21 protein-coding genes are annotated in these 26,176 nt (G+C 64.9%); 8 read left to right on the top strand and 13 right to left on the bottom strand.

What is annotated here, in order from left to right; genetic code table 11:
- The first annotated feature begins 80 nt into the window (after window positions 1-80).
- The 4 genes from BMY84_RS26000 to BMY84_RS25985 all read left to right on the top strand — a co-directional run bounded on the left by BMY84_RS26000 (window position 81) and on the right by BMY84_RS25985 (window position 5,056).
- Complete coding sequence (locus BMY84_RS26000) at window positions 81-2,576, top strand: TonB-dependent receptor (protein WP_218147041.1); 2,496 nt, start codon at window positions 81-83, stop codon at window positions 2,574-2,576.
- Between the two features lie 63 nt (window positions 2,577-2,639).
- Window positions 2,640-3,239 carry a biliverdin-producing heme oxygenase gene (locus BMY84_RS25995; RefSeq protein ID WP_093087816.1) on the top strand — a complete coding sequence of 200 codons (600 nt, stop codon included), beginning with the start codon at window positions 2,640-2,642 and terminating at the stop codon, window positions 3,237-3,239.
- A 16-nt stretch (window positions 3,240-3,255) separates the two neighbouring features.
- The gene (locus tag BMY84_RS25990) at window positions 3,256-4,254 is read left to right on the top strand and encodes a DUF6607 family protein (protein ID WP_093087847.1); all 999 of its coding nucleotides are present in this window, start codon (window positions 3,256-3,258) and stop codon (window positions 4,252-4,254) included.
- 112 nt (window positions 4,255-4,366) lie between these two features.
- Window positions 4,367-5,056 (top strand): pentapeptide repeat-containing protein, encoded by a 690-nt coding sequence (locus tag BMY84_RS25985; protein ID WP_093087815.1) that lies wholly within the window; start codon window positions 4,367-4,369, stop codon window positions 5,054-5,056.
- Here the strand turns inward: BMY84_RS25985 and BMY84_RS25980 are convergent, their stop codons facing one another.
- From BMY84_RS25980 to BMY84_RS25950, 7 genes are all read right to left on the bottom strand, one after another.
- Complete coding sequence (locus BMY84_RS25980) at window positions 5,057-6,313, bottom strand: MFS transporter (RefSeq protein ID WP_093087813.1); 1,257 nt, start codon at window positions 6,311-6,313, stop codon at window positions 5,057-5,059.
- 35 nt (window positions 6,314-6,348) lie between these two features.
- Complete coding sequence (locus tag BMY84_RS25975) at window positions 6,349-7,992, bottom strand: sulfatase family protein (RefSeq protein ID WP_093087812.1); 1,644 nt, start codon at window positions 7,990-7,992, stop codon at window positions 6,349-6,351.
- A complete protein-coding gene (locus BMY84_RS25970; protein ID WP_093087846.1) occupies window positions 7,989-8,921 on the bottom strand; it encodes a formylglycine-generating enzyme family protein in 933 nt (310 codons plus the stop codon). Before BMY84_RS25970 ends, BMY84_RS25975 begins: the two co-directional genes overlap by 4 nt.
- Before the next feature lie 8 nt (window positions 8,922-8,929).
- Window positions 8,930-10,855, bottom strand: coding sequence for a glycoside hydrolase family 3 protein (locus BMY84_RS25965; protein ID WP_093087810.1), 1,926 nt, complete (start codon window positions 10,853-10,855; stop codon window positions 8,930-8,932).
- Window positions 10,849-12,558, bottom strand: a complete 1,710-nt coding sequence (locus BMY84_RS25960; protein WP_093087809.1) for a glycoside hydrolase family 3 protein — start codon at window positions 12,556-12,558, stop codon at window positions 10,849-10,851. The genes BMY84_RS25965 and BMY84_RS25960 overlap by 7 nt, the downstream gene beginning before the upstream one ends.
- Window positions 12,555-14,261: an arylsulfatase gene (locus tag BMY84_RS25955; RefSeq protein WP_256215450.1), complete on the bottom strand. Its 1,707-nt coding sequence runs from the start codon at window positions 14,259-14,261 to the stop codon at window positions 12,555-12,557. The genes BMY84_RS25960 and BMY84_RS25955 overlap by 4 nt, the downstream gene beginning before the upstream one ends.
- 64 nt (window positions 14,262-14,325) lie before the next feature.
- Window positions 14,326-16,707 (bottom strand): TonB-dependent receptor, encoded by a 2,382-nt coding sequence (locus BMY84_RS25950; RefSeq protein WP_093087807.1) that lies wholly within the window; start codon window positions 16,705-16,707, stop codon window positions 14,326-14,328.
- A gap of 307 nt (window positions 16,708-17,014) precedes the next feature.
- On the opposite strand from BMY84_RS25950, the gene BMY84_RS25945 reads away from it, so the two are divergent.
- Window positions 17,015-18,076, top strand: a complete 1,062-nt coding sequence (locus BMY84_RS25945) for a LacI family DNA-binding transcriptional regulator (RefSeq protein ID WP_093087806.1) — start codon at window positions 17,015-17,017, stop codon at window positions 18,074-18,076.
- An 8-nt stretch (window positions 18,077-18,084) separates the two neighbouring features.
- On the opposite strand, the gene BMY84_RS25940 is transcribed toward BMY84_RS25945, so the two are convergent.
- Genes BMY84_RS25940 through BMY84_RS25915 form a run of 6 tightly spaced genes read right to left on the bottom strand, consistent with a single transcriptional unit; the run spans window position 18,085 to window position 23,369 of the window.
- The gene (locus tag BMY84_RS25940) at window positions 18,085-19,440 is read right to left on the bottom strand and encodes a spinster family MFS transporter (RefSeq protein ID WP_093087804.1); all 1,356 of its coding nucleotides are present in this window, start codon (window positions 19,438-19,440) and stop codon (window positions 18,085-18,087) included.
- A 39-nt stretch (window positions 19,441-19,479) separates the two neighbouring features.
- The gene (locus BMY84_RS25935; protein ID WP_093087803.1) at window positions 19,480-19,974 is read right to left on the bottom strand and encodes a gluconokinase; all 495 of its coding nucleotides are present in this window, start codon (window positions 19,972-19,974) and stop codon (window positions 19,480-19,482) included.
- The gene (locus tag BMY84_RS25930) at window positions 19,971-20,852 is read right to left on the bottom strand and encodes an NAD(P)-dependent oxidoreductase (protein WP_093087801.1); all 882 of its coding nucleotides are present in this window, start codon (window positions 20,850-20,852) and stop codon (window positions 19,971-19,973) included. Before BMY84_RS25930 ends, BMY84_RS25935 begins: the two co-directional genes overlap by 4 nt.
- Before the next feature lies 1 nt (window position 20,853).
- Window positions 20,854-21,936 carry a LacI family DNA-binding transcriptional regulator gene (locus tag BMY84_RS25925; protein ID WP_218147040.1) on the bottom strand — a complete coding sequence of 361 codons (1,083 nt, stop codon included), beginning with the start codon at window positions 21,934-21,936 and terminating at the stop codon, window positions 20,854-20,856.
- A gap of 45 nt (window positions 21,937-21,981) precedes the next feature.
- Entirely contained in the window at window positions 21,982-22,317 is a 336-nt protein-coding gene (locus BMY84_RS25920; RefSeq protein WP_093087800.1) for a hypothetical protein, read from the bottom strand.
- Complete coding sequence (locus BMY84_RS25915; protein WP_093087798.1) at window positions 22,314-23,369, bottom strand: L-idonate 5-dehydrogenase; 1,056 nt, start codon at window positions 23,367-23,369, stop codon at window positions 22,314-22,316. Before BMY84_RS25915 ends, BMY84_RS25920 begins: the two co-directional genes overlap by 4 nt.
- Before the next feature lie 138 nt (window positions 23,370-23,507).
- On the opposite strand from BMY84_RS25915, the gene BMY84_RS25910 reads away from it, so the two are divergent.
- Genes BMY84_RS25910 through BMY84_RS25900 form a run of 3 tightly spaced genes read left to right on the top strand, consistent with a single transcriptional unit; the run spans window position 23,508 to window position 25,980 of the window.
- Complete coding sequence (locus tag BMY84_RS25910; protein WP_093087797.1) at window positions 23,508-24,269, top strand: SDR family oxidoreductase; 762 nt, start codon at window positions 23,508-23,510, stop codon at window positions 24,267-24,269.
- A gap of 23 nt (window positions 24,270-24,292) precedes the next feature.
- Entirely contained in the window at window positions 24,293-25,231 is a 939-nt protein-coding gene (locus BMY84_RS25905) for a 2-hydroxyacid dehydrogenase (protein ID WP_093087795.1), read from the top strand.
- The gene (locus BMY84_RS25900) at window positions 25,231-25,980 is read left to right on the top strand and encodes an SDR family oxidoreductase (protein WP_093087794.1); all 750 of its coding nucleotides are present in this window, start codon (window positions 25,231-25,233) and stop codon (window positions 25,978-25,980) included. Before BMY84_RS25905 ends, BMY84_RS25900 begins: the two co-directional genes overlap by 1 nt.
- Window positions 25,981-26,176 lie beyond the last annotated feature (196 nt).

Genomic DNA, 26,176 nt, shown 5'->3' with positions numbered 1-26,176 from the left:
TGGCATGGTGCAGCGCCCTGGAGCGAATGGGGTTTGGCATGGCCAGCGCGGCACGACATGGAATTTTGACCGGAGCCGCGTTGCGCGCGCTCCTTATGGCCGGCAGCGCCGGGCTATCGATCGCGGCGGTCGCGACGCCCGCATTTGCGCAGGCGGCACCGGCCGCGCGCAGCTTTCAGGTCGGGGCGCAGCCGCTGTTGAGCGCGATGCTGCAATTTACCGAACAGTCGGGCATTCAGGTCGGCTATTCGGCATCGATCGGGACGGGCATCCAGTCGCCGGGCGTGTCGGGCAAGCTGGCGCCGACGCAGGCGCTGTCGCGGCTGCTGTCCGGCACGGGCCTGACCTATCGCTTTACCGGCCCCAATACGGTCACGCTGGAGCAGGGCGGCAATAGCGGCGGGGCGGACACGCAGGGCGCTGGCGCTGCGGCCACGACGACGGGGCAGAGCAGCAATGAGACGGCATCGCGGCCGGTGCCGCTGGGGTCCGTGCGGGTCGAGGCGGATGCGATCGAGGTGCCCACCAATCTGGATCGCAATGCGGCCGGCAAGTCGCCGCTGCTGACCACCAGCACCGGCGCCGCGACGCTGCGTGGCCGGATGGTCGACAATATCGCCGACTATGCCCGCCGCGTCGACGCCGGGGTCAATTTCAACAGCAATAATTTCAGCATCAATATTCGCGGTCTGGATTCCAACCGCGTGCTGACGACGCTGGACGGTATTCGCCTGCCCTGGCTTTCCGATGGGGCGCGCGGCGTGCAGGGGGGCGTGGCTTCTTTCGACTTCAATTCGCTGTCGGTGATCGATGTGGTGAAGAGCAGCGACGCCAGCTATTTCGGGCAGGGTGCGCTGGGCGGCGTGTTCGCCGCGCGCTCGCTGGACCCCGAAGACCTGCTGGTCGATGGCAAGACGCAGGCGGCGCTGGGCAAGGCGACCTATGACAGCGCGAGCGACAGCATCTACCTTAATCAGGCCGCGGCGTTTCGCACCGGCAATACGATGGTCCTGATCCAGGGCGGCTATCAAAATGGCCATGAAACCGAAAATCAGGGCAAGACCTATGGCAGCGGTTCGACCCGTACCGCGCAGAACCCGGCCGATTATGATCAGGAAAATCTGCTGGTCAAAGTGCACCAATATCTGGGCAGCGGGCATCGCATCGGCCTGACCGGCGAAATCTTCAAGCGCAGCTATGACGAGAATACGCTGACGAGCGTGACGTCGACCTATCCCAGCTACGGCACGCTGGAGCAGAATAAGCGCAAGCGGGTGGCGGGAACCTATGACTATACGTCCGAAGGCGACGGCTTCATCCGCGAGGCGCATCTGGTCGGTTACTGGCAGCGGCTGAACCTGCGCACTTACACGCAGGCGACCCGCACGACCGCGCCGATCGGCCAATATGACCGCGACAGCGATTTGCAGGATGAATCCTATGGCCTGAACGGATCGATCATCGCGGCCGCCACGACCGGCGCGCTGGAGCATGCGATCAGCCTGGGCGGTGAAATCTATGCCACCAAGACCAGCCAATATGCATCCGGTGTCGATAATTGCACGGCCGCCATCTATAGCTGCAGCTTCCTGCATGTGAACCAGTCCGACATGCCCGACGTCGACGGGACGGACATCGGCCTGTTCGTGCAGGACCGGATCAGCTTTGGCGCGTTCCACCTGACGCCGGGCCTGCGGTTCGATTCCTACCGCCGCACGCCGCAGGAAACCGCGACCTATACCGTCAACGCCGCCTATGAAGGCCTGCCGGACAAATCGCGCGATTCCAAATTCTCGCCCAAGCTGATGGCCGAATGGGATGTGCTGCCGAACCTGACGCTTTATGGCCAGTGGTCGCAGGCCTTCCGTGCGCCATCCGCGACGGAGCTGTATCTGACCTATGGCGGCCCCTCCAGCTATGTCAGCATCGGCAACCCCGACCTGAAGCCGGAAACCAGCAATGGCTATGAAGTCGGTCTGAAATTCGGCGATAAGGAAAATGGCGCGAAGATCGCCATTTACGACAATTACTACCGCAATTTCATCGACTCGATCACGACCACGGCGGCGGCGGTCGGCCTGACCGGCGCCTATCCGTTCGGCGTGTTCCGCTATGTGAACCGCGCGCATGTGCGCATCTATGGCGCGGAGGCGAGCGCTCAATGGTCGCTGACGCCCAACTGGAGGATGTGGGGATCGGTTGCCTATGCCCATGGCAAGGATACGGACGAGGACACGTACCTCAACTCCGTTCCGCCGCTGCGTGGCATATTGGGCGTGGGCTATCATCAGGAGCGCTTCGGCGCCGACCTGTCCGCCACCGTTGCCGCCAAGCGCGACAAGGTGGAGAATATGAGCTCGTCGCTCAACAAGACGCCGGGCTATGGCATTGTCGACTTCACCGGATGGGTGAAACCGGGCCTGTTCGAAGGACTGCGGCTTCAGGGCGGCGTCTATAATATCCTCGACAAGACCTATTATAACGCGCTCGACATCCCCGACAGCGGCAGCATCTCGCAGCTTTACTACAGCCAGCCGGGCCGCACCTACAAGGCGTCGGTCATCCTGTCCTTCTGACATGTTTTCCAAAGGGGGAAGGGCGGTCCGAGCCGCCCTCTCCCGCCATCAAGGGTAGAATATATGAATCCAGTGCAGCCAGAACAGGGTGAACCGGGCCGGGCCAAAAGGCTGAAGGCGGCGACCCATGGGACGCATGACCGGCTCGACCGGTCGATCATGGAGGCGGCATCCTTCGCCACGATCGAGGGCTATCGGCGCTTTGCCGAGATCCAATATCATCTGCATCATGCGGTCGCGCCGCTCTATGCCGACGCGCGGTTGCAGGCGCTGTTGCCGGGGCTGGAAGGGCGGCAGAGGCTGGCGCTGATTTCTGCTGACCTTGCGGATGTAGGGAGCGCTATTCCGGCGGTGGACGGCGCGTCCGGGCCGGATGGCGATGTCGCGACCGGGCTTGGCTGGCTCTATGTCGTGGAAGGATCGAATATGGGGGCGGCGCTGCTGCGCAAGGAAGCGGCGAAGATCGGCCTGTCGGATGATTATGGCGCCCGGCATCTTGCCCCTGCCGAGGCGGGGCCGGCTGCGCATTGGCGCGCCTTTACCGCTGCGCTGGATGCCGTCGCGCTGGACCCGGAGGAGGAAGCGCGGGTCGTGGTCGGCGCCAATGCCGCCTTCGCCCATGTTCAGGCGCTGGTCGATGCCCGCCTTTCTGCTGCTCTTTAACCGAATGGAATTTGCGATGAAGTCCCTGATCAAATCCATCCTGCTGGCCACCGCGATCGGCGCGGCTGTGCCTGTGCTGGCCGATGGCCCTGTTGCCGCTCCCTCCGCCGCGGCGAAGGCGCAGGCCTTCGAAGCCGACCGGGCTTCGATTTTGGCGATGGCGGGCAATTACAAGGTGAAGTTCGACATGCGCGAAACCACGCCATGGCGCGCCGATTACACGCCGATCCCGGACAAGGTGTCGGGCGGGCATGAAGCGGTGCGGGTGGTGGAGGACAGCGGTCGCCGCATCATCCTGCAACATCTGCTGATCGTCGATGACGGCAGCGGCAAGCCGATGGTGATCAAGCATTGGCGGCAGGACTGGATCTATGAGCCCGAAACCGTGCTGGTCTATGCCGGCAAGGGGCGGTGGAAGCTGGACCCGGTGCCTGCTGGCCTGCGCGCGGGTCGCTGGTCGCAGACGGTGTATCAGACCGACGATTCCCCGCGCTATGGTGGATGGGGCCAGTGGACCGAAGAGGGCGGCGTGCGCCGGTGGCGCAGTAGCTGGACCTGGCGTCCGCTTGCCCGACGCGATGCGGTGCGCCATCCGGCCTATGATCGCTATCTGTCGATCAACCGCCATTCGCCCTCGCCAGCGGGGTGGATCCACTGGCAGGATAATATCAAGATGGGGCCTGAACCGGGCAGCAATGGCAAGGACGAGAAGATCGTGCCGTTCGTGCAGGAATCGGTGCTGAATACGTACAGCCGCGACACCGCGTTTGATGCGGCACCGGCCGATGCCTATTGGTCCGCGACGAAGGACTATTGGGCGGCGATCCGTGCGGGCTGGGATGCTGTCGTCGCGCGCAATGGCGGTGTCGCCGTGACCGAGGTGGCGGAAACCGGATCGGCAGCGGCCGAGCGGCTGATGGGTCTGGCCGATGATATACAAGCTAAAAAGGTGAGCGTCACGGACGCGAAGAAGCGCGGGCTGGCGGTGATCGCCGAGGTCGCAGGGAAGCCGTAGGATCGATGCGGCGGGTGGCCTGCGTGCAAGGTCGCCCGTCGCATCAACATGGCACTTGGCGCACCCTGATATTCGTCGTGGCCTTTCGGGCTGATTGGGATAAGGCATTCCAATGGACGAAGTTTCGACGGGGCATATGCTGACCGGGCAAAGCGTGACGCGGCAGATGGTGCAGGATCATCTGGCGCTCGGGCCGGCGCTGTTCGTGGAATGCGATTTCGAGCAGGCGGATATGGCGCAGCTTGATTTTTCGGGCGCGCGATTTGAGCGGTGCAATTTGCGGCATGCGGATTTTGCCTCCGCAAACCTGACCGGAGCGTCCTGGCATGGCTGTCGTGGCGCGTTCGCGTCTTTCAGGGGCGCGGCGTTGCAGGAAAACACGCTGGTCAGTTGCGATTTCAACAATGCCAATTTGCGGCAGGCGAAGATGACGTCGGCGCGCTTTACGGGCTGCAAGCTGACGGGGGTGGATTTTTCCGGGGCGAGCGCGATCGAATTTCATCTGGAAGAAACGCTGCTGATCAACAGCAAGATGCCCGGCCTGTCGTTTCGCAAGGCGACATTGCGCAAGGTCGATCTGGCGTCGGCCGATTTGCGCAATTGCGATTTTCGGATGGCAGTATTCGAGGACTCCAGCCTGCGGGACGCCTATCTTCAGGGCGCGCGCTTCGATGGCGCGGACCTGCGCGGGGCCGATCTGGGCGGCATAAGGCTGGAGGATGCCCGGCCGTTTCGCGGTGCGACGATCTCGCGCGAGCAGGCCGGGCAATTGCTGAGCGGACTGGGGCTGAAAGTGCGGTGATTATCGGGACCGGCGGACCGGGCAGATAGCGACCGCGCCCAGCAGGGCGAACAGGCAGCCGACGAAATAGATGGCGGCATAATCATTGCCCTGCGCGCTGCCGATGGCGAGGATGATCGGCGCGATCGCGGGGGCGAGCGACTGGGGCAGGCTGTTGGCGATCTGGAACACGCTCATATCCTTCGCGCTGTCCTCCGGTCGGGGCAGGATGGCGGCGAGCAAGGCGAGGTCGACCGCGAAATAAAGGCCCTTGCCGATCCCCGCCATGGCCACGCCGATCAGGAATTGCGACACGGACGGGGCGAGGGCGATCGTCAGGAAACCGGCGCCCTCCAGCGCGGCGGCGAGGAAGACGAGCGGTTTGCGGCGGCCCGTCCAGTCGGTGATGAAGCCGCCGATCAGGGATATGCCGATCGTGGCGGTCGCGATGATCGCCATCGACTTCACCATCACCTGCGTCGCGTCCGCCTTTGCCAGCGAGAGCTGGTCGGTCAGGAAGAAGAGCTGGTAGGTCAAGAGGAACGACCAGGCCATCATGATGAGGAAACGGCTGCCGAACGCCCAGCTGAAATCCCAGTCGCGGAACGGCGCGCCGATCGCGCGCAGCATGGCGAGTGGGCCAAGGCGGCGGTCGTCGTCGCCCTGCGCCGGGCGATCGGGCAGGATCAGGCAGAGGATGATGATGCTGACGATGGTGATCGCGAAGGGGGTGAGGAACATCAGCAGCGACGACCCCTGCGTATATTGGGTGATCCAGCTGCCCGCGAAGGTGCCCATGGTGGAGGTCATGCCCAGCATGCCGGCGACGCGGCCCTGCCAGCGCACGGGGATGATGTCGGGCAGGATCGGCAGGCAGCCCGCCTGCATCGCGTTGAAGCCGGCCTGACAGATGATCCAGCCCAGGCCCAGCAACAGCAGATTGGGCGCGAGGCCTAGCAGCAGCAGGCCTGCACCTGCGACCGCCAGCCCGCCCAGCAGCCATGGCCGACGCCGGCCGAAGCGGCTGCGCGTCCTATCCGACAGGGCGCCGCAGACCGGTGTCGCCACCAGCGCGACGAAGCCGCCAATCGCCAGGATGATGCCCAGCCAGCGGCCCTTTTCCGCCTCGCTCGCAATCTCGCCGACGCGCAGCGCCAGCGTCATCACCACCGGCGTCAGCAACGCGACCCAGATGCCGAACTGCGCCAGCACATAGATGGCGACGAAGCCCAGCGACACGGCGGGCCGGGCGGATTCCGGCGAAGGGGATGCGGTCATCGACGCGAACTTTCAAAGCGGCCGGTTGGCCAAAATCAGGGGTGGTAGGTCTTGCCTTCGGCGTCCGCCTTCGCCTTGGCCGGGCTGTCGGCGAACAGATCGTTCATCTTGGTCGGCAGGTTGGGCTGCACATACCAGTCGGCCGGGAAATCGGCAGCATGCGGGCCGTCGATATTGCGGTGGACGAGGCCGGAACTGGTCTTGCGCGTATAGGGGACGACATGGGCGCCCTTATTGTTGGCGAGCTGCTCGAACAGCGCCTTGCGCAAAGTGATCTTGGTATCCAGCCATTTGGGGTCCTCGATCAGATTGTGCATCTCGTCCGGATCGCTCTTGAGGTCGTACAGTTCCTCCAGATCCCAGACGCCATGATATTGGATATATTTCACCCGGTCGCGCTCGATCGCGAAAGTGGTGGGGGTCTGCGGGAAACTCCATTCCCAATAATATTCATAGACGAAATCGCCCGGATTCCAGGTCTTCTCGTCAATCTTGCCCTCGGCCACGGGCAGGAAGCTCTTGCCCTCCATCTGGGCGGGCTTGGCGACATGGGCGATGTCGAGGAAGGTCGGCGCGAGGTCGAGATTGCGCACGACGGCGGGGTTGGTCACCCCCTTGGGCACCATGCCCGGCGCCCAGACGATCATCGGCACGCGCACGGACGGTTCATAGGCGTTGCGCTTGTCGATCAGCCCATGTTCCCCGATCAGGAAGCCGTTGTCGGAATAGAAGACCACCATCGTATTCTTATCGAGATGGTTCGCCTTCAGATAAGCCAGGATGCGACCCAGGCTCTCATCCACGGGGGACAGGGTGCGATAATAGTCGCGCACCTGCTCCGTCATGGGGTTGTTGGTGTGATAGGGGAAGTCTGCGCCGTGCCAGCTATTGCGCTGGTTACGGACCCAGAGCGGCTTGCCCGCATTATTCTCTGGCGTGTCCGCCATGCTGGCGGGCAGATTGATCTTGAGGTCGCTATATTGCGCCTTGTAGCGATCGGGCGGCAGCGGATCGCTATGAACCGCCTTGTGGCTGAGATAGAGGAAGAAGGGCTTGGACTGGTCGCGGCCTTTTTCCAGCCAGTTCATCGCATAATCGGTCAGCTCGTCGGTAATATAGCCGGTGCGCTTCACATGCGCGCCATCGACGTTGAGCATCTGCCGCTCGCCTGCCGCGATCTTTTCGGGGCTGAGCTGTTCGGTGGGGAAATAGGTGCCCTGGCCCTTGAAGCTGACCCATTTGTCGAAACCATCGCGCGGGGCGTCGGTATCGAAGCCCATATGCCATTTGCCGAAGAAGCCGGTCTGATAGCCTGCCTGTTGCAGATATTTGGGGAAGAAGGTCAGCCCTTCCTCCGAACTGTTGTTGTTGTCCACGACGCCATGGTTGCGTGCGGTCTGGCCGGTCAGAATGGTCGCGCGGCTGGGCGAGCAGAGCGAGGAGGTGACAACGGCATTGGGGAAATAGACGCCGTCCTTGGCCAGCCGGTCGATATTGGGGGTCTGAAGGCCGGGCGTCAGGAAGCCCATCGCGTCATAGCGCAGATCGTCCACCAGCACGAAGATCATGTTCGTGGGCTTTGGCTGCGGCGCGTTCACCGGCTTGGCGAAGGCGCCCGGACCCAGCAGGGTGCAGGCGGCGATCGCGGCGGCGCGCAGCGCACGACGGGCGGTGGTCATGAACGGATTCCCTTCTTGTCCCGGATGATGCAGCGAAAGCCGATATGGCTGGTCGCGCTGTCCACCGCCTGCGGATGGCGGGCGGCGGGCCGATAGCGCTGGCAATAATTGGGCGCGCACAGATGCGATCCGCCCTTCAGCACCTTGCGGGGGACCGGTACGGTGGGGCTGGCGGGGTCCAGGCTCTCGCGCTTCGTGCCGCCGCGCGGATTGGCGGGGACGCAGCAACTCCCCTTGGCCTTGCGCTCGATCCGGGGCTGGGCGAACCAGTCGGTCGTCCATTCCCAGACATTGCCGATCATGTCGTAAAGGCCATGGCCGTTGGCGGGATAGGTGCGCACCGGGGAGGTGCGTTCGTAACCGTCCTCCAGCGTGTTGCCATAGGGGAAGGCGCCCTGCCAGTAATTGGCCATCATCTTGCCATCGGGCGCCAGTGCGTCGCCCCAGGCATAGTCCGCACCGTCCAGGCCGCCGCGGGCGGCATATTCCCATTCCGCCTCAGTCGGCAGCGCCTTGCCCGCCCATTTCGCATAGGCTTCCGCATCTTCATAGGCGACATGGACGACGGGGTGATCCTCCAGCCCCTCGATCCGGCTGTCCGGGCCATTGGGATGGCGCCAGTCGGTGCCGAAGCTGAACTGCCACCACTGGCTGTAATCGTCGAGCGACACGGGGCCGCCGGTGCGCTGAAACAGCAAGGAGCCCGCCTGCGCCATGGCCGGGTCCATGCCGGGATAGTCCTTCGGGTCGGGTGCGATCTCGGCCAGCGTGACATGGCCGGTCGCGTCCACGAAGCGCGCGAAGTCGCGATTGGTGACGGGGGTTTCGTCGATCCGGAAGCCGTCCACCTGCACCCGGCGCACGGGCGCTTCCTCCGGGTAGAAACGGTCCGACCCCATCAGGAAGGCGCCGCCGGGCAGGTGGATCATGCCGTCCGTCACCGGGCCGCCTTCAGGACGATCCCGGCGCCACGCGGATAGGCGGGGGCGGGGCCATCATCCGGCAGGTCGGGGCTTTGCGCCTCGACATCGGCCATGGAGCGGGGGAGCGAGAAGGGCATATGCCCCTTTGCCACGGCGCGGCCGGTGACGACATCCAGCACGGCGGCATCGCTGGCGCCGAAGGTGACGAGAATCGCGCGGGCCACCGGCTCGATCGCGGTCAGGATGGCGGGACGGTCCATCTCCACCGCGACGATGGTGGGGACATGGGCGGATGCGCGGGCGATCGCCTGCACATCCTTGTCGTCGGCGCGGAAGTCCAGCCGGCCTTCATGCTGGCGGGCGCCGAAGAAATGATGCGGGTGCAACGTTTCGAACGGGGTCGCGGTGCGGACCAGCGCGATCTCGGCCTGTGCCGGGTCTTCGACCACGGCGAAGCCGGCGGCGCGGGCGGTGGCGGCATCGACATTGTGCAGCCAGATGCGCTTGCCCGGTGCGACCGGCAGGGTAGCCTTGTCGTTGCGCAGCAGCACCTGACTGGCGCGCTGGACGGCGTCCGCCTCGGCCTGCGCCTGCGGGTTGCCGACGATGCGGGCGGCGGCGGCTTCATCGACATAGGGATTGTCGAACAGGCCCTGTTCGAACTTCAGGCGCAGCACGCGGCGGACGGACTCGTCGATCCGCTTTTCACTGACCAGCCCCTTGGCGACCGCGTCCAGAATCGGGGCAGGGTCGTTCGCGCCGCCGAATTGATCAATGCCCGCGTTCAGCCCCTTGGCGAAGCGGGTCGTCTTGTCGGCCGTTTCCATGCCCCAGGGCGTGCCGATCGACGCGGGCGTTTGCGGATTTTGCGCGTCGGGGGCCATGCAGGCCTGCGGGCAATCATTGGTGATCGACCAGTCGGAGACGATCAGGCCGCGATAGCCTTTCTCCCCGCGCAGCAGGCCGGTCAGCATCTGCTTGTTGAAGCCGGCGGCGACGGGCTCGATCGGCTGGCCTGCAATCTTCGGACCCTGCACGATGACATAGGTGGGCATGACGCCCGCGCTATGGGCGGCCAGGCTATCGTCAAAGGCGCGGACATGCTGGGCGAAGGCGGCGTCGGTCAGCGGCGCGTTGCGGCCATAATGATTGTGGCCGTCGAAACCCTCTGGCTCTGCGCCATAGCCGACCCAATGCTTGACCACGGTGGCGACGCCGTCGGGCTGAACCCCGGCGCGGCCATGCTGGAAGCCGTCGACATAGGCACCGGCAAGGCGCGATACTTCGGCCGGATCGGAGCCGAAGGTGGCGGCGAAGCGCGGCCAGCGCGGCTCGGTGGCAAGGTCCGCCTGTGGCGAGAGCGCCATATGGATGCCGACGGCGCGATATTCCCGCCGGGCGATGTCGCCGAAGCGGCGGACGGTTTCGGTGTCGCCCAGCGCGGCGAAGCCCAGCGTGTCGGGCCAGAGCGAGAAGCCGCCGCCGGTGGTGCTGGCACCCAGTGTCGCCTGAAAATGGTGGCGCGGATCGGTGCTGATCGTGGCGGGGATGCCGAGGCGGCTGGCTTCCGCCAGTTTTTGCACGGCGTTGTTCTGGGCCGCGAGATCGGACGGCGCGACGACGAGCCGGGTGATGAAGCTGTTGATATGCCGATCGTTCAGCAGCTTCGCGGTGGCGTCGGCATCATAGGTCTTGCCCGCGAAACCGATCGAGGAACCGGGCGTGGGCAGCGTGCCGTGCACCAGCATGCCTGCCTTTTCCGCCAGCGTCATCTGCTTGAGCAAATCTTCGACCCGTGTGTCGATGGGCGCGCGGCTGTCTTCATAACGGTCGATCCGGCCATTATGGTTGAGGTCGCGCCAGCCCTTCGGCGGCGACGCAGCACCGCTCAGTGCGAGGGCGAAAAGCGATGCCGCTGCGATCCTGCGAGGGCTTACCACGACAATTGTTCCTTCCCGCAAAAGGCGTCGACCGGGCTGTTGCCGGTGAAGGGCGCCTCGCCCGTCAGCCGCTCCACCAAGGCCGTCTGCACATCGGGCAGCGAGGCATAGGCGTTGATATAAGTCGCGAAATTCGGCGCGTCATACAGATAGTAGGGCTGACCGAAGGAGATAAGCAGGGTCGGGATTTCGCGGTTGAACTGGATCATCCCGTTGCGCGGGCTGGCGTGCAGCTTGGCGAAGTCGAGGAAGATGTGGCTGAGCGAGGGCGTGGCTTCCTGCCCGATCAGGTAGAGGATGAGGCCGGTATCCTCGGGCTTCGGCATCGCTTCGGGGTCGAAATGGCGGACGGCAAAGCCCCGGCTTTCGAGCCCGGCGATCAATGGGGTGAAATCGCGTTCGGGCGCGCCGGAGAAGAAGCTGGTCCCTTCGTCGGAAATGATGAGCACGCGCTTATGCTGGTCCTGTGCGATCGGGATCAGGGCTTCGCGATCCTTGACCAAAGTGATGCTCGCGGCGGCGGCGCGGGCGGCCTGATCGAGATGGGCGGGCTGGCGCAGCAGGGCGCGGGTCTGTTCGACCGGGGCGATGCGTTCGTCCGGGGTCATGCGGTGGAGCCCCAGCTTCGCCTTCAGCATCAGGAAGCGGGTGACGGCGTCATGCAGACGCTGTTCCGACAGGCGGCCGTCACGCAGGCCCTGCAACATGAAGCCCATGTCGGCGACCGGATCTCGGCTGAACAGGAAGACGTCGCAGCCGCCCTCGATCACGGCGGGGACCGCTTCGGCGCGGGCCATCCAGCTGGTGAGGCCGCCCATGACGGTGGCGTCGGAAACGATCAGGCCGTCAAAGCCCAGCTCGCCGCGCAGCAGATCCTGGTTCAGCAGGCGGGACACGGAGGCGGGTTCGAATGCCTGCGCGCCGACCTGCGGCAGCTTTTCGCGGATATAGGCGGGCAGGGCGATATGGGCCGACATGATCGTCATCACGCCGTCGTCGATCAACGTGCGGTAGATACGGCCGAAGGTCGCACGCCATTCGTCCATGTCCATGTCGTTGACGCTGGTGACGAGATGCTGGTCGCGATCGTCGAGGCCATCGCCCGGCCAATGCTTCGCGCAGGCGGCCACGCCCTGTGCCTGTAGCGCGCTGACATAGGCGCGGGCTTGCGCCAAAATGCGGTCGGGGTCGGAGCCATAGGAGCGGGTGCCGACCACCGCGTTGCGGAAGGCGCGGTTGATGTCGATCACGGGGGTGAAGGACCAGTTATAGCCCAGCGCCCGGCTTTCCTGCCCGACGATGCGGGCAAGATCGGCGCTCAGATCCAGATCGTCGCAGGCCGCGATGCCCATCTGGTTGGGGATGGCGGTGGTGAAGGGCGCGCTGACCGTGCCGCCCTCGATATCGCCGGACAGGATCAGTGGAATTTCCGACCGCTCGACCGCATGGCGTGTCGCGGCCCAGGCGGCATCCAGATCATGGGTCGGGAAGCGGTGGATGCCGCCCGGCGCATGGCCGAGCAGGCCGTCGGTTTCCGCGATGCTGTCATGGCGCGCGGACAGGACGAACAGCTGTGCGATCTGCGCCTCGACGCTCATCGCGTCGCGGGTTTTTTCCACCCAGGCCATGTCCTCCGGGGAGAGGAACAGAGGACCGGCACCGGGTGAAAGGGGGGAAGTCAAAGTGGAGATGGCGTTACTCATTTCGGATCGGTGAAGGCGTCGTCATAGCGGGCGCGTTTGGCGAAGATTTCGGGCGGCTCGGCGAGCGGCGGCGTGCTGTATTTGCGCGCTTCCTGCCACCAGAGCGCCTTCATCTCCGCCAGTTTGGCGGGGTGACTGGCGGCAAGGTCCGTGCTTTCGGAAAAGTCCTTCGACAGGTCGAACAATTCCCAGCGGTCCTTGGCAAAGTCGGTGCCATATTGATGCATCGCGACCGCGCGCCAGTGGCCCGCCGTGATCGCGCGCTGGCCGCGCAGTTCGAAATATTGGACCGGCCGGGTTGCTGCTTGCGGATTGTTGAAGGTGGCGCGGATGGAGCGCCCGGCGACAGGCACCTGCGCCACGCCATCGATGCTGCGGGCAAAGCCGGTCCCGGCGGCGTCCAGCAAGGTGGGGGCCAGATCGATCGGGTCGACCAGTTGGGTGCGCACCGCGCCCTTGTCCCGAATGACCGCCGGCCAGGAGAGGATCATCGGCGTGCGCACGCCCCCGGCATAGGGCCACACCTTATAGCGGCGGAATGGCGTGCCGCCGGCCCAGGCCCAGGGGCGGGGATATTCGGGTTGCAGCTTGTCCGTGCCGATATCGTCGATGCGCGCGCGCTGTTCGGCGAAGCTCAGCTTGTTGGGGCGGTACATTTTTTCGAAGCTGCCCTCCTGACCGGCTTCGGACGCAGCGCCATTGTCGGAGATCAGCAGGATGATGCTGTTGTCATACTGGCCGCTGTCCTTGAGCCGCTGGACGACCCGGCCGATCTGGGCGTCGGCATGTTCCAGGAAACCGGCATAGGTTGCCATGTAACGGGCGAAGACGGCCTGTTCGTCGGCGCTGAGCTGATCCCAGGCGCGATCGCCAGCGGCGCGGATCGTGTTGACGGCACTGGCAGGGATGATGCCCGACTTGCGCATCCGTTCGAAGCGTTCGGCGCGCAGCGCGTCCCAGCCCTTTTCATAGGTGCCGCGATAATGGTCGATATAGGCGCGGGGGGCCTGCAACGGCGCATGGCCCGCGCCCATGGCGAAATAGAGGAAGAAAGGCTTGCCCGCCGCATCATCGATATCGGCGATGGCATGGTCGGCCATGTCGGTGGAGAAATGATAGCCCGGCTTGTTTGGCTTGGGCAGGGCGGCGTTCCCGTCGATCAGGTCGGGATGATATTGATCGGTCCAGCCGAGATAGAAGCCATAGAAGCGGTCGAAGCCGCGCTGGAGCGGCCAACTGGCATTATCGCCCGTTTTGCCGTCCTCATATTCGGGGCCGAGATGCCATTTGCCCACGCCATAGGTGCGATATCCTGCGGCCTTGAGCGCCTGCGGCAGCATCTGGGCGTTGGTGGGCAGTTCGCCGCGATCGCGGCTCATGTCCGTGGTGCGTGTGTTGGTCGGCAGGTCCGCCATGCGCACCGTCTGGTGATTGCGGCCGGTCAGCAGCGCGGCGCGGGTGGCGGTGCAGATCGCCTTGCTGTCGAAGCGGTTGTAGCGCAGCCCGCCAGCGGCGAGCGCATCGATATTGGGGGTGTGGATTTCCGAGCCAAACGCGCCAAGGTCCGAAAAGCCGACATCATCGAGGACGATGAGGACGATATTGGGCTTGGCCGGTGCTGCGGGCTTAGGCGCGGCCTGTGCCCCGGACAGGCCGATCGCCGCCGTCAGCATGGTTGCCGCCATCAGGATGCGCTTGCCCATTCGTCCTGCTCCGTACCGAAAGAATAAGGAAGCGCGGCGGCAGGAAACCGCCGCGCCCGACCGATCAGAACTTCACGCCGAGCGTGGCGCCGAAATAACGGTCCGCATCCTTGTTGAAGGTGCCGACCAGATCATAATTGCCGCCCAGGAAGGAGGTGTGGCCGATGCTGGTCAGATAGTTTTCGTCGAACAGATTCTTGACGAACAGGGTCAGGCTGTAGCGGCCGTCAATCTGCTTCACGCCGATGCTGGCGTCGACCAGCGCATAGGCCGGCTGTTCCAGCAGCGGGTCCTGTTCGACCGAGAAGTTCATCGCGCTCTGGAAGTTGACGCCAACCTGCGCGAAGCCGGCAAAGTCGGTGCCCGCAATGTCCGCTTCATAACGCGGTGCGATGCTGATCTTCCACTTCGGGCTGACGGGCAGGGTGGCGCCGCGCAGATTCTGCGTCGGGGTGACGCCGGCCGCCGTGCGGTAGCAGACATTGATCGGCGTACCGGTCATGACCGGCGCGGTGGCGGCGATCTGCTGCGGGCAGTTCAGGCCGTCGATATCGATCTTCGCGTCCGAATAGGTGACGGCACCGGTCAGGCTGAAATGATCGTCGGGGCGCACGGTCGCCTCGATTTCAAAGCCCTTGGTGCGCGACTTGCCGGCGTTGGTGGACACGAACTGGACGACGCCCGACGCGATGTCCGACCGGTTCGCCTGCACCTGAAGATTGGTGTAGTCGGCCAGGAACAAAGCGGTGCTGATGCTCAGCACGCCATCGGCGGTGCGACCCTTGAAGCCGACTTCATAGGCGTTGACATGTTCCGGCTCCAGCACGCGCTGGTTGGCGAGGTCGGCGGAGATTTCCATCTCATAGCCCAGGCCCTTATAGCCACGGGTATAGCTGCCATAGACCTGCGCATTGCGGCTGAATTCATATTGCAGGCCTGCCTTGCCGGTGACGGCGGTGTCGCTGGCGGTGATGGAGCCGCTGGTCGAGGCGTTGCCGGGGAAGATCACGTCGCCCGCCACGATCGGCGCGGTGCGGGTGCCGCTGTTCGTGCCCTTTTCATATTGCACGCGCAGGCCGCCGATCGCCTTCAGGCCGCCGATGATGCGATAATCGACCTGACCGAAAGCGGCGATGCTGTCCTGCTTCAGGCGGATGTCGCTCTTGGCCGATTGCCAGATGATGTTGCTGGTGGCGCAGGGTTCGCCAAAGGTGCCGGCGGTGCAGCGGGCGCGGCGGCGGTCGAACGGGCGTTCGATGTCGGAGTGCATGTAAAAGACACCGGCGACATAGTTGAGGTCGCTATTGCCATTATTGGCGATGCGCAGTTCCTGGCTGAAGGCGCTGAGATCGACGATGCCATGGTTCTGGCTGAAATAGGCATAGGTGGCGCTGCTGCCGACGAACAGCGGCACGTCGCTGTTGATGCGTTCGATCGGCTGGTTCACGTCCAGAAAATATTTCTGATAGGCGCTGATCGATGTGATGGTGGCGCCGCCCAGATCCCAGTCAGCCTGAAGCGAATAGGTCTGCTGCTTGCTGTTGGACCGGGTTACCGTCTCGTCATTGAGCGTGCGGTTGTTGCGGGTGGCGTCGATCGGGCCGACCAGCGTTTGCAGGTTCGGGTTGGTGATCGCGATCCAGGTGGAGGCGCAGCAATCGGCATCCGTCTTGCGATATTCGGCCGCGAACAGCAGGTTCAGATTGTCGGTCGCATCCCATTCCAGCTTGCCGCGCACGCCCCAGCTCTTTGAGCCATTGTCCCAGCTATTGGTGGCGATGTTGCGGGCGACGCCGCGCACGTCGTTATAGAAGCCGGTGACGCGGGCGCGCAGCGTGTCGCTGATCGGGCCGGACACGGTGCCACGCACGCGATATTCGCCATGTTCGGCGATGGTCGCTTCGGCCTTGCCCTCAAATTCGCGCGAGGGGCGGGCGGTGGTGACGTTGACGACGCCGGCGGTGGCGTTCTTGCCGAACAAGGTGCCCTGCGGGCCGCGCAGCACTTCGACGCGCTCGATATCGGCAAGGTCGGTGAAGCCCTGCGTCTGGCGCACGGCGACGACGCCGTCGACCACGGTGGAGACGGAGGATTCGACGCCCTGACCGAACAGAGCGGTGCCGATGCCGCGGATGCGGAAGCTGCTGTTGGTGGGGGTAGCGCCCTGCTGGAAGGTCAGCGAGGGCACCGCCTGCACCAGCGAGCTGCTGTCATTGATCTGGCGGTTGGCGAGCGTGTCAGCGCCCACGGCGGTCACGGCCAGCGGCACGTCCTGAAGGCGCTCGGCGCGCTTCTGCGCGGTGACGACGATGTCGGTGCCGTCCAGCGGCGCCTGCGGCGCGGCGCCCTGATCCTGGGCGAAGACGAGCGCGGGCGACAGCAATACGCCCAGCGCGATCGCCGATACGCCGGCATGGCACAGGAAATTCTTGGAAATACGCATCATTTTACCTCCCCTATATCGCCCGGACGACTGCGATCCGGCACGATCGTTCAAACCCTGATCCCTGATCGGCCGTGCCGACAGGTTCACGCTATTCGCTTGCGCAATTGTAGCGCTAAATGTTCCTAACCAGCGGGTGAGTCAAGCGTAAATTTTAGCGCTATAATCATGTCTGACAAAAGGCTGGAAAAAGAGGCGGAAAAGGCTTTGCGGCATTTGCCTTCTGTTGAATTTTAGCGATAAATGCAGCGCACGGGTATGAAGGTGGTGGCGGGTCCATCTTTTGTCGCAGGGGAACAGGAGTATCATCATGGCCCGTCCGGGGCGTCGCGCCAGTCAGGCCATCACTATCCAGACCGTTGCGGAGCGTGCCGGCGTGTCGACGATGACGGTGTCGAACGTACTGAACAACAGTCACAAGGTGAAGGCGAGTACCCGCGAACTGGTGATGGCTGCGGTGCGCGAACTCAATTATGTGCCCAATCTGGCGGCGCGATCTCTGGCCAGCGCCGCGACGATCCGGATCGGCCTGCTCCATCGCAATATCGAAAATGCGTTCCTCAGTGCGATTCTGGTCGGTGCGCTGGATGCGACCAGCCAGTTGGGAGCGCAACTGCTGCTGCGGCGGCTGGACAGTGCGGAACCGACCGAAATCGCGCAGCAGATGCAGGCGCTGGTCGATAGCGGTGCGAATGCCATATTGATCGTTCCGCCTTATTGCGAAGTCGCCAGTCGCTTTGGCCTGACGCGCGATTTTCCGGTGCCGGTCGTCGCCATGTCGCCGGGTGACGATCTGCCGGGCGAACATTGCGTGCGGATCGACGATCGGGAAGCGGCGCGGGAAATGACCGCCTATCTGATCGGACTGGGGCATCGCGACATCGGCTTCATTCGCGGCGGGACCGGGCACCTGATCCATCGCACCCGCTGCGAAGGCTATATTGCGGCGCTGGAGGAGGCCGGGATCGCGGTGCGGCCGGAGCTGATCTTTGCCGGAGACATGAGTTTTGAATCCGGGCTGGCGGCGGGAGAGGCGCTGTTCGCCTGCAATCCCCGGCCGACGGCGATCTTTGCCAGCAATGATGACATGGCGGCGGCGATCGTGTCGCTGGCGCATCGCCGGGGACTGGACGTCCCGCGCGACCTGTCTGTGGTCGGGTTCGACGATACGCCTGTGGCGGTGAAGATCTGGCCGCCATTGACGACAGTGCGGCATCCCGGCGCCCAGATTTCGGCTGAGGCCGCGACCCAAGCGGTGGTGCTTGCCAAGGGGGCCGATCCGGAAGCGACGCCATCGACCCATTATCTGCACCATGAACTGGTGATCCGGGAATCGACGGCGCCGCCGATTGGTTCAACGGTTCTTGGCTAAGGACAGAATTACCCCTCCTGCCCCTTCAGCCGCAGCGTGCGATAGGGCTTCAGCGCCAGCAGCAGCAGGCCGGACATGATCGGCGCGGCGCAGCCGACGACGATCGCCAGAGAATAGCGGATGTCGGTAGGGCCGGTGAAGAGATGGTCGGTCATGAAGCCGATCACCACAGGGCCAATGCCGATCCCGACCAGCGAGATCACCATGATGTAGAGCGCCGTTACCTGGGCGCGGGCGCGGTTGGGCAGGATGAGTTGCAAGGCGGTGCCGGCGCAGGGGACGGGCATGCAGCTCAAAAACATGGCCGGGCCGATCAGCGCCAGCGCAGCCCAGGCATTGGGCATCAGGGGGGCGGCCGCGCCGAAGACGCCGCAGGCGAGGAAGCCCAGCGCCGCGACGCGCAGATGGGCGTCGACATGGCCGGCGCGGGTCAGCCGGTCGCTGAGCCAGCCGGCGAAATAGGTGCCGCCCGTGCCGCAGATCATCATGATGAGGCCGAAGCCGATGCCGACCTCCGCCGGGTTCCAGCCATAGACGCGGGCGAACAGGGCCGGCGTCCAGACATTATAGGCGAAGTTCACCACCGTCACCATCGAGAAGCCGGCGAACATCAGCAGCAGGGCATGGCGCCGATCCAGCACCACCTGCACGACTTCGCGCACGCTGAGCGGTGTCGCGCCGCCGGGGCCGCGCCGTTCCGGCTCCTTCATGAACAGCATCAGGGGCGCAAGCAACAGGCCGGGCGCGCCGACGATCAGGAAGGCTGCCTGCCAGGGTTCAAGGCCAAAGGGCAGGCCGGTGCCATGCCAGCGTTCGGTGAGCGACTGGAGCAGCTTGCCCCCGGCCATGAAGGCAAGGCCGATGCCGAAGGGCGCGCTGAGGAAGAAGACGCTGACGGCGCGGCCGAGCTTTTCGGGCGGGAAGAGGTCGCTGAGCAGAGAGAGGCCGCTGGGCGTGACGCTGGCTTCGCCGCAGCCGACCGCGACGCGCGAGAGGAAGAGTTGGGAGAAGTTGCGGGCCAAGCCCGACGCCATGGAGGCGAGGCTGAAAAAGAAGAGGCTGATGCCCAATACGATGCGCCGTTCATAGCGGTCGGCCATGCGCCCGAGCGGCACGGCGCCCAGCGTGTAGAAGATGCCGAACGCCACCCCCTGCAACAAGGCGAAGCTTGTGTCGTCCAGCCCGAATTCCGCCTTCACCGGTTCCACGGTCAGGTTGAGCACGACCCGGTCGAACTGCGATGCGATCGATGCCAGCGCCAACAGCAGCGCGACCGTCCAGGCGCGGCGCGGGTTGGGCCAGGGGCGCTGGTCCGTACCGACTGGCGTGGCGGCGGCAGGGTCCGGCTGAATCATCAGGGCCATGGCAATCCTCTTCTTTTATAAGCTGGCGACTTCAGCCTTTTATGAGTGGCGCAGGGCCGCTTCGATCCGGCTGACCTGCTCTGCGACCGGCAGGTTTCCGTCCAGGATCAGGGCCTGCTCGTCCGCATCCGGCGGCTCCAGCGTAGCAAGCTGGCTGTCGAGCAGGGATGTCGGCATGAAATGGCCGGGGCGTTGCGCCATGCGCTGTTCCAGATCGGTGCGCGACAGTTGGGGCAGGGCGAACAGCACGTCGCCCACTTCCTGCCGGATGAGGTCGCGATAGCCGCGCTTGAGGGCGGAGCAGGAGGCGACGGCGCCCTGCCGCGAGGCAGTGAGGGCGGTGGCGACATTGCGCAGGAAGGGCTGGCGCGCTTCGTCGTCCAGCGGAATGCCGGCGGTCATGCGCGCGACATTTTCCGGCGGATGGCACAGATCGCCCTCCACGAAGGACCAGCCAAGGCGCTGGGCCAATGCCCGGCCCAGGGTCGACTTGCCGCAGCCCGCTACCCCCATCACCACGACAGCGCGGGTCATGCCGGCTGCTCCCCGTCCAGCGCGAACAGGCGCATATAGGCCGCACTGTCGGCCGGGCCGAGGCCCCCGGCGACGGCCATGCGGTGCAGATCGGCGATCAGCGAGGTGACGGGTAGGGGGGTGCGGGTGGCCAGCGCCGACGCCTGCACCGTTTCCAGATCCTTGAGCATATTGTCGATCCGGCCGGTCGGCGAATAATCGCGCCGGGCCATCTTGGCCATATATTCCTGAAGGATGCGGCTGTCTGCCCGGCCGCCGACAAGGGCAGCGGGGATGAGGGTTGCGTCCACGCCATGGGCTTCGGCAAAGCGGACGGCTTCGGCCACGGCCATGAAATAATTGGCGCACAATATCTGGTTGATCAGCTTCACCGTCTGGCCCGCGCCCGGTGCGCCGAACAGGGTGATGTTGGTGGACAGCAGGTCCAGTACCGCTCGTGCGCGTTCGAAATCCTCTGCCGCGCCGCCGACCATCAGGGTGAGTTTGCCCTGCGCGGCCGCCGGTGCGCCGCCGGAGAGGGGGGCGTCCACCCAGCCCATGCCGCTTTCGTCGCGCAGGCGCTGTGCCATGGCGGCGGTACGACCGGCGTCGATGCTGGACATGTCGATCAGCAATTTGTCGGGAGCGGCGGCCTGCGCCACGCCATCGGGGCCGAACACGGCCTGCTCCACGATCGCGGCGCTGTTGAGGCTGATGATGACATGATCGGCGCTGGCGGTGGCGGTGCATGCGCTGTCCGCAGCCATGGCACCCCGTGCGACGAGAGGCGCCATGGCTGCGGCATTGCGGTCATAGAGGTGGAGGGTGACCCCGCTGTCCAGCAGGCGGCCGGCAATCGCCGATCCCATCACGCCCACGCCGATGACCGCAATATGCATTCTACTTGTCCTTCACTGATGCCCGTTCGATGATGCGGAGGCCGACATCGACGATCGAGGGCGATAGAGGGGTGTCGCGGGCCAGCAGATCGACCAGCATCTTGCCAGTGCGGACGCCGAGCGCGCGGAAATCCACCAGGATGGTGGTGAGCGCCGGGTTGATTTCCCGGCCGATTTCGAAATCGCCAAAGCCCATGATCGAGATGTCTTCGGGGATGCGCAGGCCCATGCGCTGCGCCTCCATCACCGCGCCGACGGCGGAAAGGTCGGACACGGCGAAGAGGGCTTCGACATCGGGATATTGTTCCACCAGCGCGCGGAAGGCCGCGGCGCCATGATGGAAGCTGACCGGCGCGGTGCCGTGGCGGAACACGCGGTCGGTCGACAGGCGTGACAGGCGCAGTTCATCCTCGAAGCCGCGCATACGCTCTTCGCCGCGATGATCGGTGACTTCGCCGTCGGGGGAGGCGGCCAGCGCGCCGATCCGGGTGAAGCCGCGATCGAGCAGATAGCGGGCGGCGGTGCGGCCGACCTGGTAGTTGGAAAAACCGATGGCATGTTCGATCGGCTGGCTGGGCAGATCGGCGATTTCCACCACGGGCACGTCGGCCGCCATCAGCATGCGGCTGGCGTTGCGGCGGTGCATCGCGCCGGTCAGCACGATCGCTTCGGGACGGCGAGCGAGCAGGTTGCGGAGCTGTCGCTCCTCCTCCGCCATGTCATAATCGGTATAGGCGATCAGGAGGTGATAGTCGGCCTCCCGCAACGCTTCGGTCAGGCCATGGGCGACCGCCGCGAAGTTGGCGTTGGTCAGCGTCGGCAGCATCAGCGCGATGAAGCCGGTACGGCGGCTCGACAGGCTGCCGGCCGTCTTGTCAGGTACATAGCCGAGGTCGGCGACCGCCTTGAGCACCTTTTCCCGCGTGGCGGGCAGTACCAGTTCGGGATCGCTGAGCACGCGGGAGACGGTCATGCGCGATACCCCCGCCAGCCGCGAGACGTCGCGAATGGTCGGTCGCTGGGACGCACGGCGACCGGCTTTCGGTTCGGCGGCGGCGTCTGTCTCGCGGGGGGGGCGGCTCATGGCTGGGGCTTTCCTGAAAGAGGCAATCCTCTTCGCATATCAGCGTCAGGCGGTGGCGGCCACTGCGTTGCCGCCGCTGATGGCGTGGTAGAAACGGCCTTCGAACATCTCCAGCAATTCCAGCGTCAGGGCGCGGGCCCTAGTGCGCATGGGGGAGGCGAGGGCTTCCTCCAGTGCGGCGAGCGAGGGATAGTCGACCTGCTGCATCATCGCGATCGGCGGGGCGCCATCATCCATCTGGTCGACGAAGAAGAGGCGGACATTGCTGGCATGGGGAAACTGGCCCCAGAGCGGGGCAAGGCGGGTGCGCACTTCCTCGCGAAATCGGTCCTCGAAGCCGGGCTTGATATGTCCTTCGAAAATGGCGGTGCGGGTGATCATTGGGCGTCCTTGCTGATGGCGATATGGAGTTTGACGAAGCGCGAGCGGTCGCCGGCCTGTTCGAAGGCATCGACCGACTGCGCGAGCGGAAAGGTGCCCGACAGGATCGGGGCGACGTCGATCGCGCCCGACACGATCAGGTCGACGGCAAGGCGGAATTCGCCATTGGCGCGGAAGGCGCCGACAAATTCGATCTCGCGCGATTGCAGCGGATTGACCGGGATCGGGGCGGTGCCGGGGGGCAGCATGCCGACCTGCACGATGCGGCCGCCGCGCCGGACCACGGGGAAGAGCGAGAGCAGGGCGGAAGGCGCGCCGGAGGCTTCGAAGGCGACGTCGAAATAGCCGGCGGGGCTGGCATAGGCGCTGAGTGCTTCGGGGTCGCGCGCGACGTTGATCGTGCCGGTCGCGCCCATATGGTCCCGCGCGACGGCCAGCGCCGCATCCTCGACATCGGTGCAGACGACCTCGATCGCGCCGGCATATAGGGCGGAGCGGGCGGTCAGCAGGCCGATCGGCCCGGAGCCGGTGACGATGACGCGCTTGCCCATCAAGGAACCGGCGCGGGCCACGGCATGGAGGCCGACGGAGAGGGGTTCGGCGACCGAGAGTTTGAGCAGGTCGGTATCGGCGGGCACGGGGATGATCTGGTCGCCGCGCAGGATCAGCGTTTGGGCAAAGCCACCCTGCACATGGGGGAAGCGGCCGGCGCTGCCCAGAAAGACCATGTCGGTGCACAGGTTCATGCGCCCGGCGCGGCAATAGTCACAGGTCAGGCAGGGGCGGCTGGGGTCGAGTGCCGCTTTCATGCCGGGGCTGACATGGGTGACGTCCGTGCCGACTTCGACCACAACGCCGGAAATCTCATGCCCCAGCGCCATCGGCTCGCGCACGGCGAAATCGCCAACGGCGCCGCGATGATAATAATGCATGTCGGACCCGCATATACCGCCATAGGCCACCGCCACGCGCACCTCATTGGCCGCCAGCGCCCGTTCCTCCCTGGCTTCGACCCGCAAATCCTTCTTTCCGTGGCACACGGCAGCAAGCATATCGACTCTCCTTTATGGGACCGATATCATTTGTCAAATAGTGCCGCAATATCCATTGGAATTTATAAAAATGAAGTGGTGGAGATTGCAATGTGACCGGTCACTCAATAGGCTGAAGACAAGTTGGAGGTTTGCATCATGTCCCTGTTCTCGCTTGAAGGGCGCACTGCCCTGATCACCGGCGCCGCGCGCGGCATCGGCTTTTCGATCGCCACGGCATTGGGTCAGGCCGGCGCGCGCGTCGTGCTGAATGGCCGGAGCCGCGAGGCGCTGGATGCCGCGGCGGCGGCACTGGAAGGGCAGGGGATCGCAGTTGCGACCAGCCTGTTCGACGTGACGGATCAGGCATCGGTCAATGCCGGCATCGCGGCGGTGGAGGCCGATGTCGGGCCGATCGACATATTGGTCAATAATGCGGGCATTCAGCGCCGCGCGCCGCTCGACAGTTTCGACGACAATCACTGGCGCGAACTGATGGCGACCAATCTGGACAGCGTCTATTATGTCAGCAAGGCGGTGGCCCCGCACATGATCGCGCGCGGCCATGGCAAGATCATCAACATCGGCAGCGTCCAGTGCGAACTGGCCCGCCCCGGCATCGCCCCCTACACCGCCAGCAAGGGCGCGGTGAAGAATCTGACCAAGGGCATGTGCGCCGACTGGGCGCGGCACGGGCTTCAGGTCAATGCGATCGGGCCGGGCTATTTCGATACGCCGCTGAACAAGGCGCTGGTCGAAGACCCGGTGTTCGACGAATGGCTGTGCAGGCGCACGCCGGCCGGACGATGGGGCCAGTTGGAGGAGCTGCACGGCGCGGCTGTCTTCCTTGCCTCCTCCGCATCCAATTTCGTCAACGGCCAGACCATCTATGTCGATGGCGGCATCCTGTCGGTCATCTAAAAAAAAGAGAAAGGAGAGGGATCATGAACCAGGGGATCGCATTGCAGCTCTGTCCGCTGTCCGATTATCTGGAGGCGGAACTGGCGGGGCGTGGCCCGGTGGTGCGCTGGTTCGATCTGGACGTGGCGGCACAGGCGGACTGGCTGGCGAAAAATGCCGCCTCCGTCCGGATCGTCGTGACCGGCGGGCATTTGGGCTGTTCCAACGATCTGATGGCGGCGCTGCCCGCGCTGGGTCTGATCGCGATCAATGGCGTGGGCTATGACAAGGTCGACATTCCTTTTGCGCGGGAACGGGGCGTGGCGGTCAGCACCACGCCGGGCGTCCTGACCGATGATGTCGCCGATCTGGCGATCGGCCTGACCATCGGCCTGTTGCGCGGCCTGCCTGCCGCCGATCGCTTCGTGCGCGACGGGCGCTGGCTGGAGGACGGCTTCCCCCTGAAGCGCAAGATGTCCGGGCGGCGCTTCGGCATCGTCGGACTGGGGCATATCGGGCGCGCCATTGCCGATCGGCTGGCGCCTTTCGGCCCGGTCGCCTATCATGGTCGCATGGCCAAGGATGCGTCTTATCGGTTCGAGCCGGACTTGCTGGCGCTGGCGCGGGACAGCGATGTGCTGCTGCTGGCCTGCGCCGCGACGGAGGAGACGCGCAACCTGATCGATGCGGGCGTGTTGGATGCGCTGGGGCGCGAGGGCTATCTGGTCAATGTCGCGCGCGGCAGCGTGGTGGACGAGGAGGCGCTGGTGCAGGCATTGGAGAGCGGAGCGATTGCCGGGGCGGCGCTCGACGTGTTCGTGGACGAGCCTTCGGTCCCGGCCGGGCTGATCGCCAGCGATCGCACCGTGCTGGCCCCGCATATCGCCAGCGCGACGGCGGAAACGCGCAAGGCCATGGCCGATCTGGTGCTGGCCAATGTGGATGCGCTGCTGGCCGGGCAGCCCTTGCCGAGCGCGCTATAATGACGGGGCGAGTCGCGGTCATCACTGGCGCGGGCAGCGGGATCGGTCGCGCGGCGGCGATTGCGCTCGCGCAGCGCGGCTATCGTCTGGCGCTGGCCGGGCGGCGGATGGAGGCGCTGGCGGACAGTCGCGCCTTGCTGGGCGCCGATGTCGAGGCGCTGTTGATCCCGACCGACGTGACCGATGCGGCCAGCGTGCGGGCGTTGTTCGACCAGAGTGTCGCGGCGTTCGGCTGGGTCGACCTGCTGTTCAACAATGCCGGGGTCAATGTGCCGGACGTGGCGATAGACGATCTGGCGGAAGCGGACTGGCGCCATATCATCGACACCAATCTGACCGGCGCATTCCTGTGCCTTCAGGCGGCCTTTCGCGTGATGAAGGCGCAGTCGCCTCAAGGAGGCCGGATCATCAACAACGGATCGATTTCGGCCCATAGCCCCCGGCCGGATTCGATCGCCTATACCGCCAGCAAACATGCGGTGACGGGCCTGACCAAGTCCACGGCGCTGGATGGCCGCGCGTATGGCATTGCCTGCTGCCAGATCGACATCGGCAATGCGAGCAGCGCGATGGGCGACCGGATGCAGCACGGCGTGCGACAGGCGCATGGCGCGTTGATGGCGGAACCGGTCATGGATGTGGCGCAGGTGGGGGAGGCCATCGCCTATATGGACAGCCTGCCGCTGGGCGCGAATGTCCAGTTCATGACTCTGATGGCGACGAACATGCCGTTTATCGGGCGGGGGTGAGAGCGGTCCGCATTTTAGGGCTCATTCGCTAAAATTGGGACCATCCGATCTCCGTTCGTCCTGAGCTTTTCGAAGTGAGGTTGCGCGCGTCCTTCGACAAGCTCAGCAACCGTGTTGATGTGTCAAGTTATCTGTTGCCACTGGGATTTGGATTGCAGGACGGCATTGGCGGTGACGATGAGTTTTCGCATGGCGG

The sequence above is a fragment of the Sphingobium sp. AP50 genome (assembly GCF_900109095.1).
Classification (GTDB): domain Bacteria; phylum Pseudomonadota; class Alphaproteobacteria; order Sphingomonadales; family Sphingomonadaceae; genus Sphingobium.
The sequence above is the reverse complement of the archived record's forward strand: the minus strand, read 5'-3'. Positions and strand labels throughout refer to the sequence as shown.

Excerpts from the sequence above, each read along its gene's own strand:
- BMY84_RS25995 (WP_093087816.1), top strand. The coding sequence starts at position 2,640 with ATGAATCCAGTGCAGCCAGAACAGGGTGAACCGGGCCGGGCCAAAAGG.
- BMY84_RS25990 (WP_093087847.1), top strand. The coding sequence starts at position 3,256 with ATGAAGTCCCTGATCAAATCCATCCTGCTGGCCACCGCGATCGGCGCG.
- BMY84_RS25985 (WP_093087815.1), top strand. The coding sequence starts at position 4,367 with ATGGACGAAGTTTCGACGGGGCATATGCTGACCGGGCAAAGCGTGACG.
- BMY84_RS25980 (WP_093087813.1), bottom strand. The coding sequence starts at position 6,313 with ATGACCGCATCCCCTTCGCCGGAATCCGCCCGGCCCGCCGTGTCGCTG.
- BMY84_RS25975 (WP_093087812.1), bottom strand. The coding sequence starts at position 7,992 with ATGACCACCGCCCGTCGTGCGCTGCGCGCCGCCGCGATCGCCGCCTGC.
- BMY84_RS25970 (WP_093087846.1), bottom strand. The coding sequence starts at position 8,921 with ATGATCCACCTGCCCGGCGGCGCCTTCCTGATGGGGTCGGACCGTTTC.
- BMY84_RS25960 (WP_093087809.1), bottom strand. The coding sequence starts at position 12,558 with ATGAGTAACGCCATCTCCACTTTGACTTCCCCCCTTTCACCCGGTGCC.
- BMY84_RS25955 (WP_256215450.1), bottom strand. The coding sequence starts at position 14,261 with ATGGGCAAGCGCATCCTGATGGCGGCAACCATGCTGACGGCGGCGATC.
- BMY84_RS25950 (WP_093087807.1), bottom strand. The coding sequence starts at position 16,707 with ATGATGCGTATTTCCAAGAATTTCCTGTGCCATGCCGGCGTATCGGCG.
- BMY84_RS25945 (WP_093087806.1), top strand. The coding sequence starts at position 17,015 with ATGGCCCGTCCGGGGCGTCGCGCCAGTCAGGCCATCACTATCCAGACC.
- BMY84_RS25940 (WP_093087804.1), bottom strand. The coding sequence starts at position 19,440 with ATGGCCCTGATGATTCAGCCGGACCCTGCCGCCGCCACGCCAGTCGGT.
- BMY84_RS25935 (WP_093087803.1), bottom strand. The coding sequence starts at position 19,974 with ATGACCCGCGCTGTCGTGGTGATGGGGGTAGCGGGCTGCGGCAAGTCG.
- BMY84_RS25930 (WP_093087801.1), bottom strand. The coding sequence starts at position 20,852 with ATGCATATTGCGGTCATCGGCGTGGGCGTGATGGGATCGGCGATTGCC.
- BMY84_RS25925 (WP_218147040.1), bottom strand. The coding sequence starts at position 21,936 with ATGAGCCGCCCCCCCCGCGAGACAGACGCCGCCGCCGAACCGAAAGCC.
- BMY84_RS25920 (WP_093087800.1), bottom strand. The coding sequence starts at position 22,317 with ATGATCACCCGCACCGCCATTTTCGAAGGACATATCAAGCCCGGCTTC.
- BMY84_RS25915 (WP_093087798.1), bottom strand. The coding sequence starts at position 23,369 with ATGCTTGCTGCCGTGTGCCACGGAAAGAAGGATTTGCGGGTCGAAGCC.
- BMY84_RS25910 (WP_093087797.1), top strand. The coding sequence starts at position 23,508 with ATGTCCCTGTTCTCGCTTGAAGGGCGCACTGCCCTGATCACCGGCGCC.
- BMY84_RS25905 (WP_093087795.1), top strand. The coding sequence starts at position 24,293 with ATGAACCAGGGGATCGCATTGCAGCTCTGTCCGCTGTCCGATTATCTG.
- BMY84_RS25900 (WP_093087794.1), top strand. The coding sequence starts at position 25,231 with ATGACGGGGCGAGTCGCGGTCATCACTGGCGCGGGCAGCGGGATCGGT.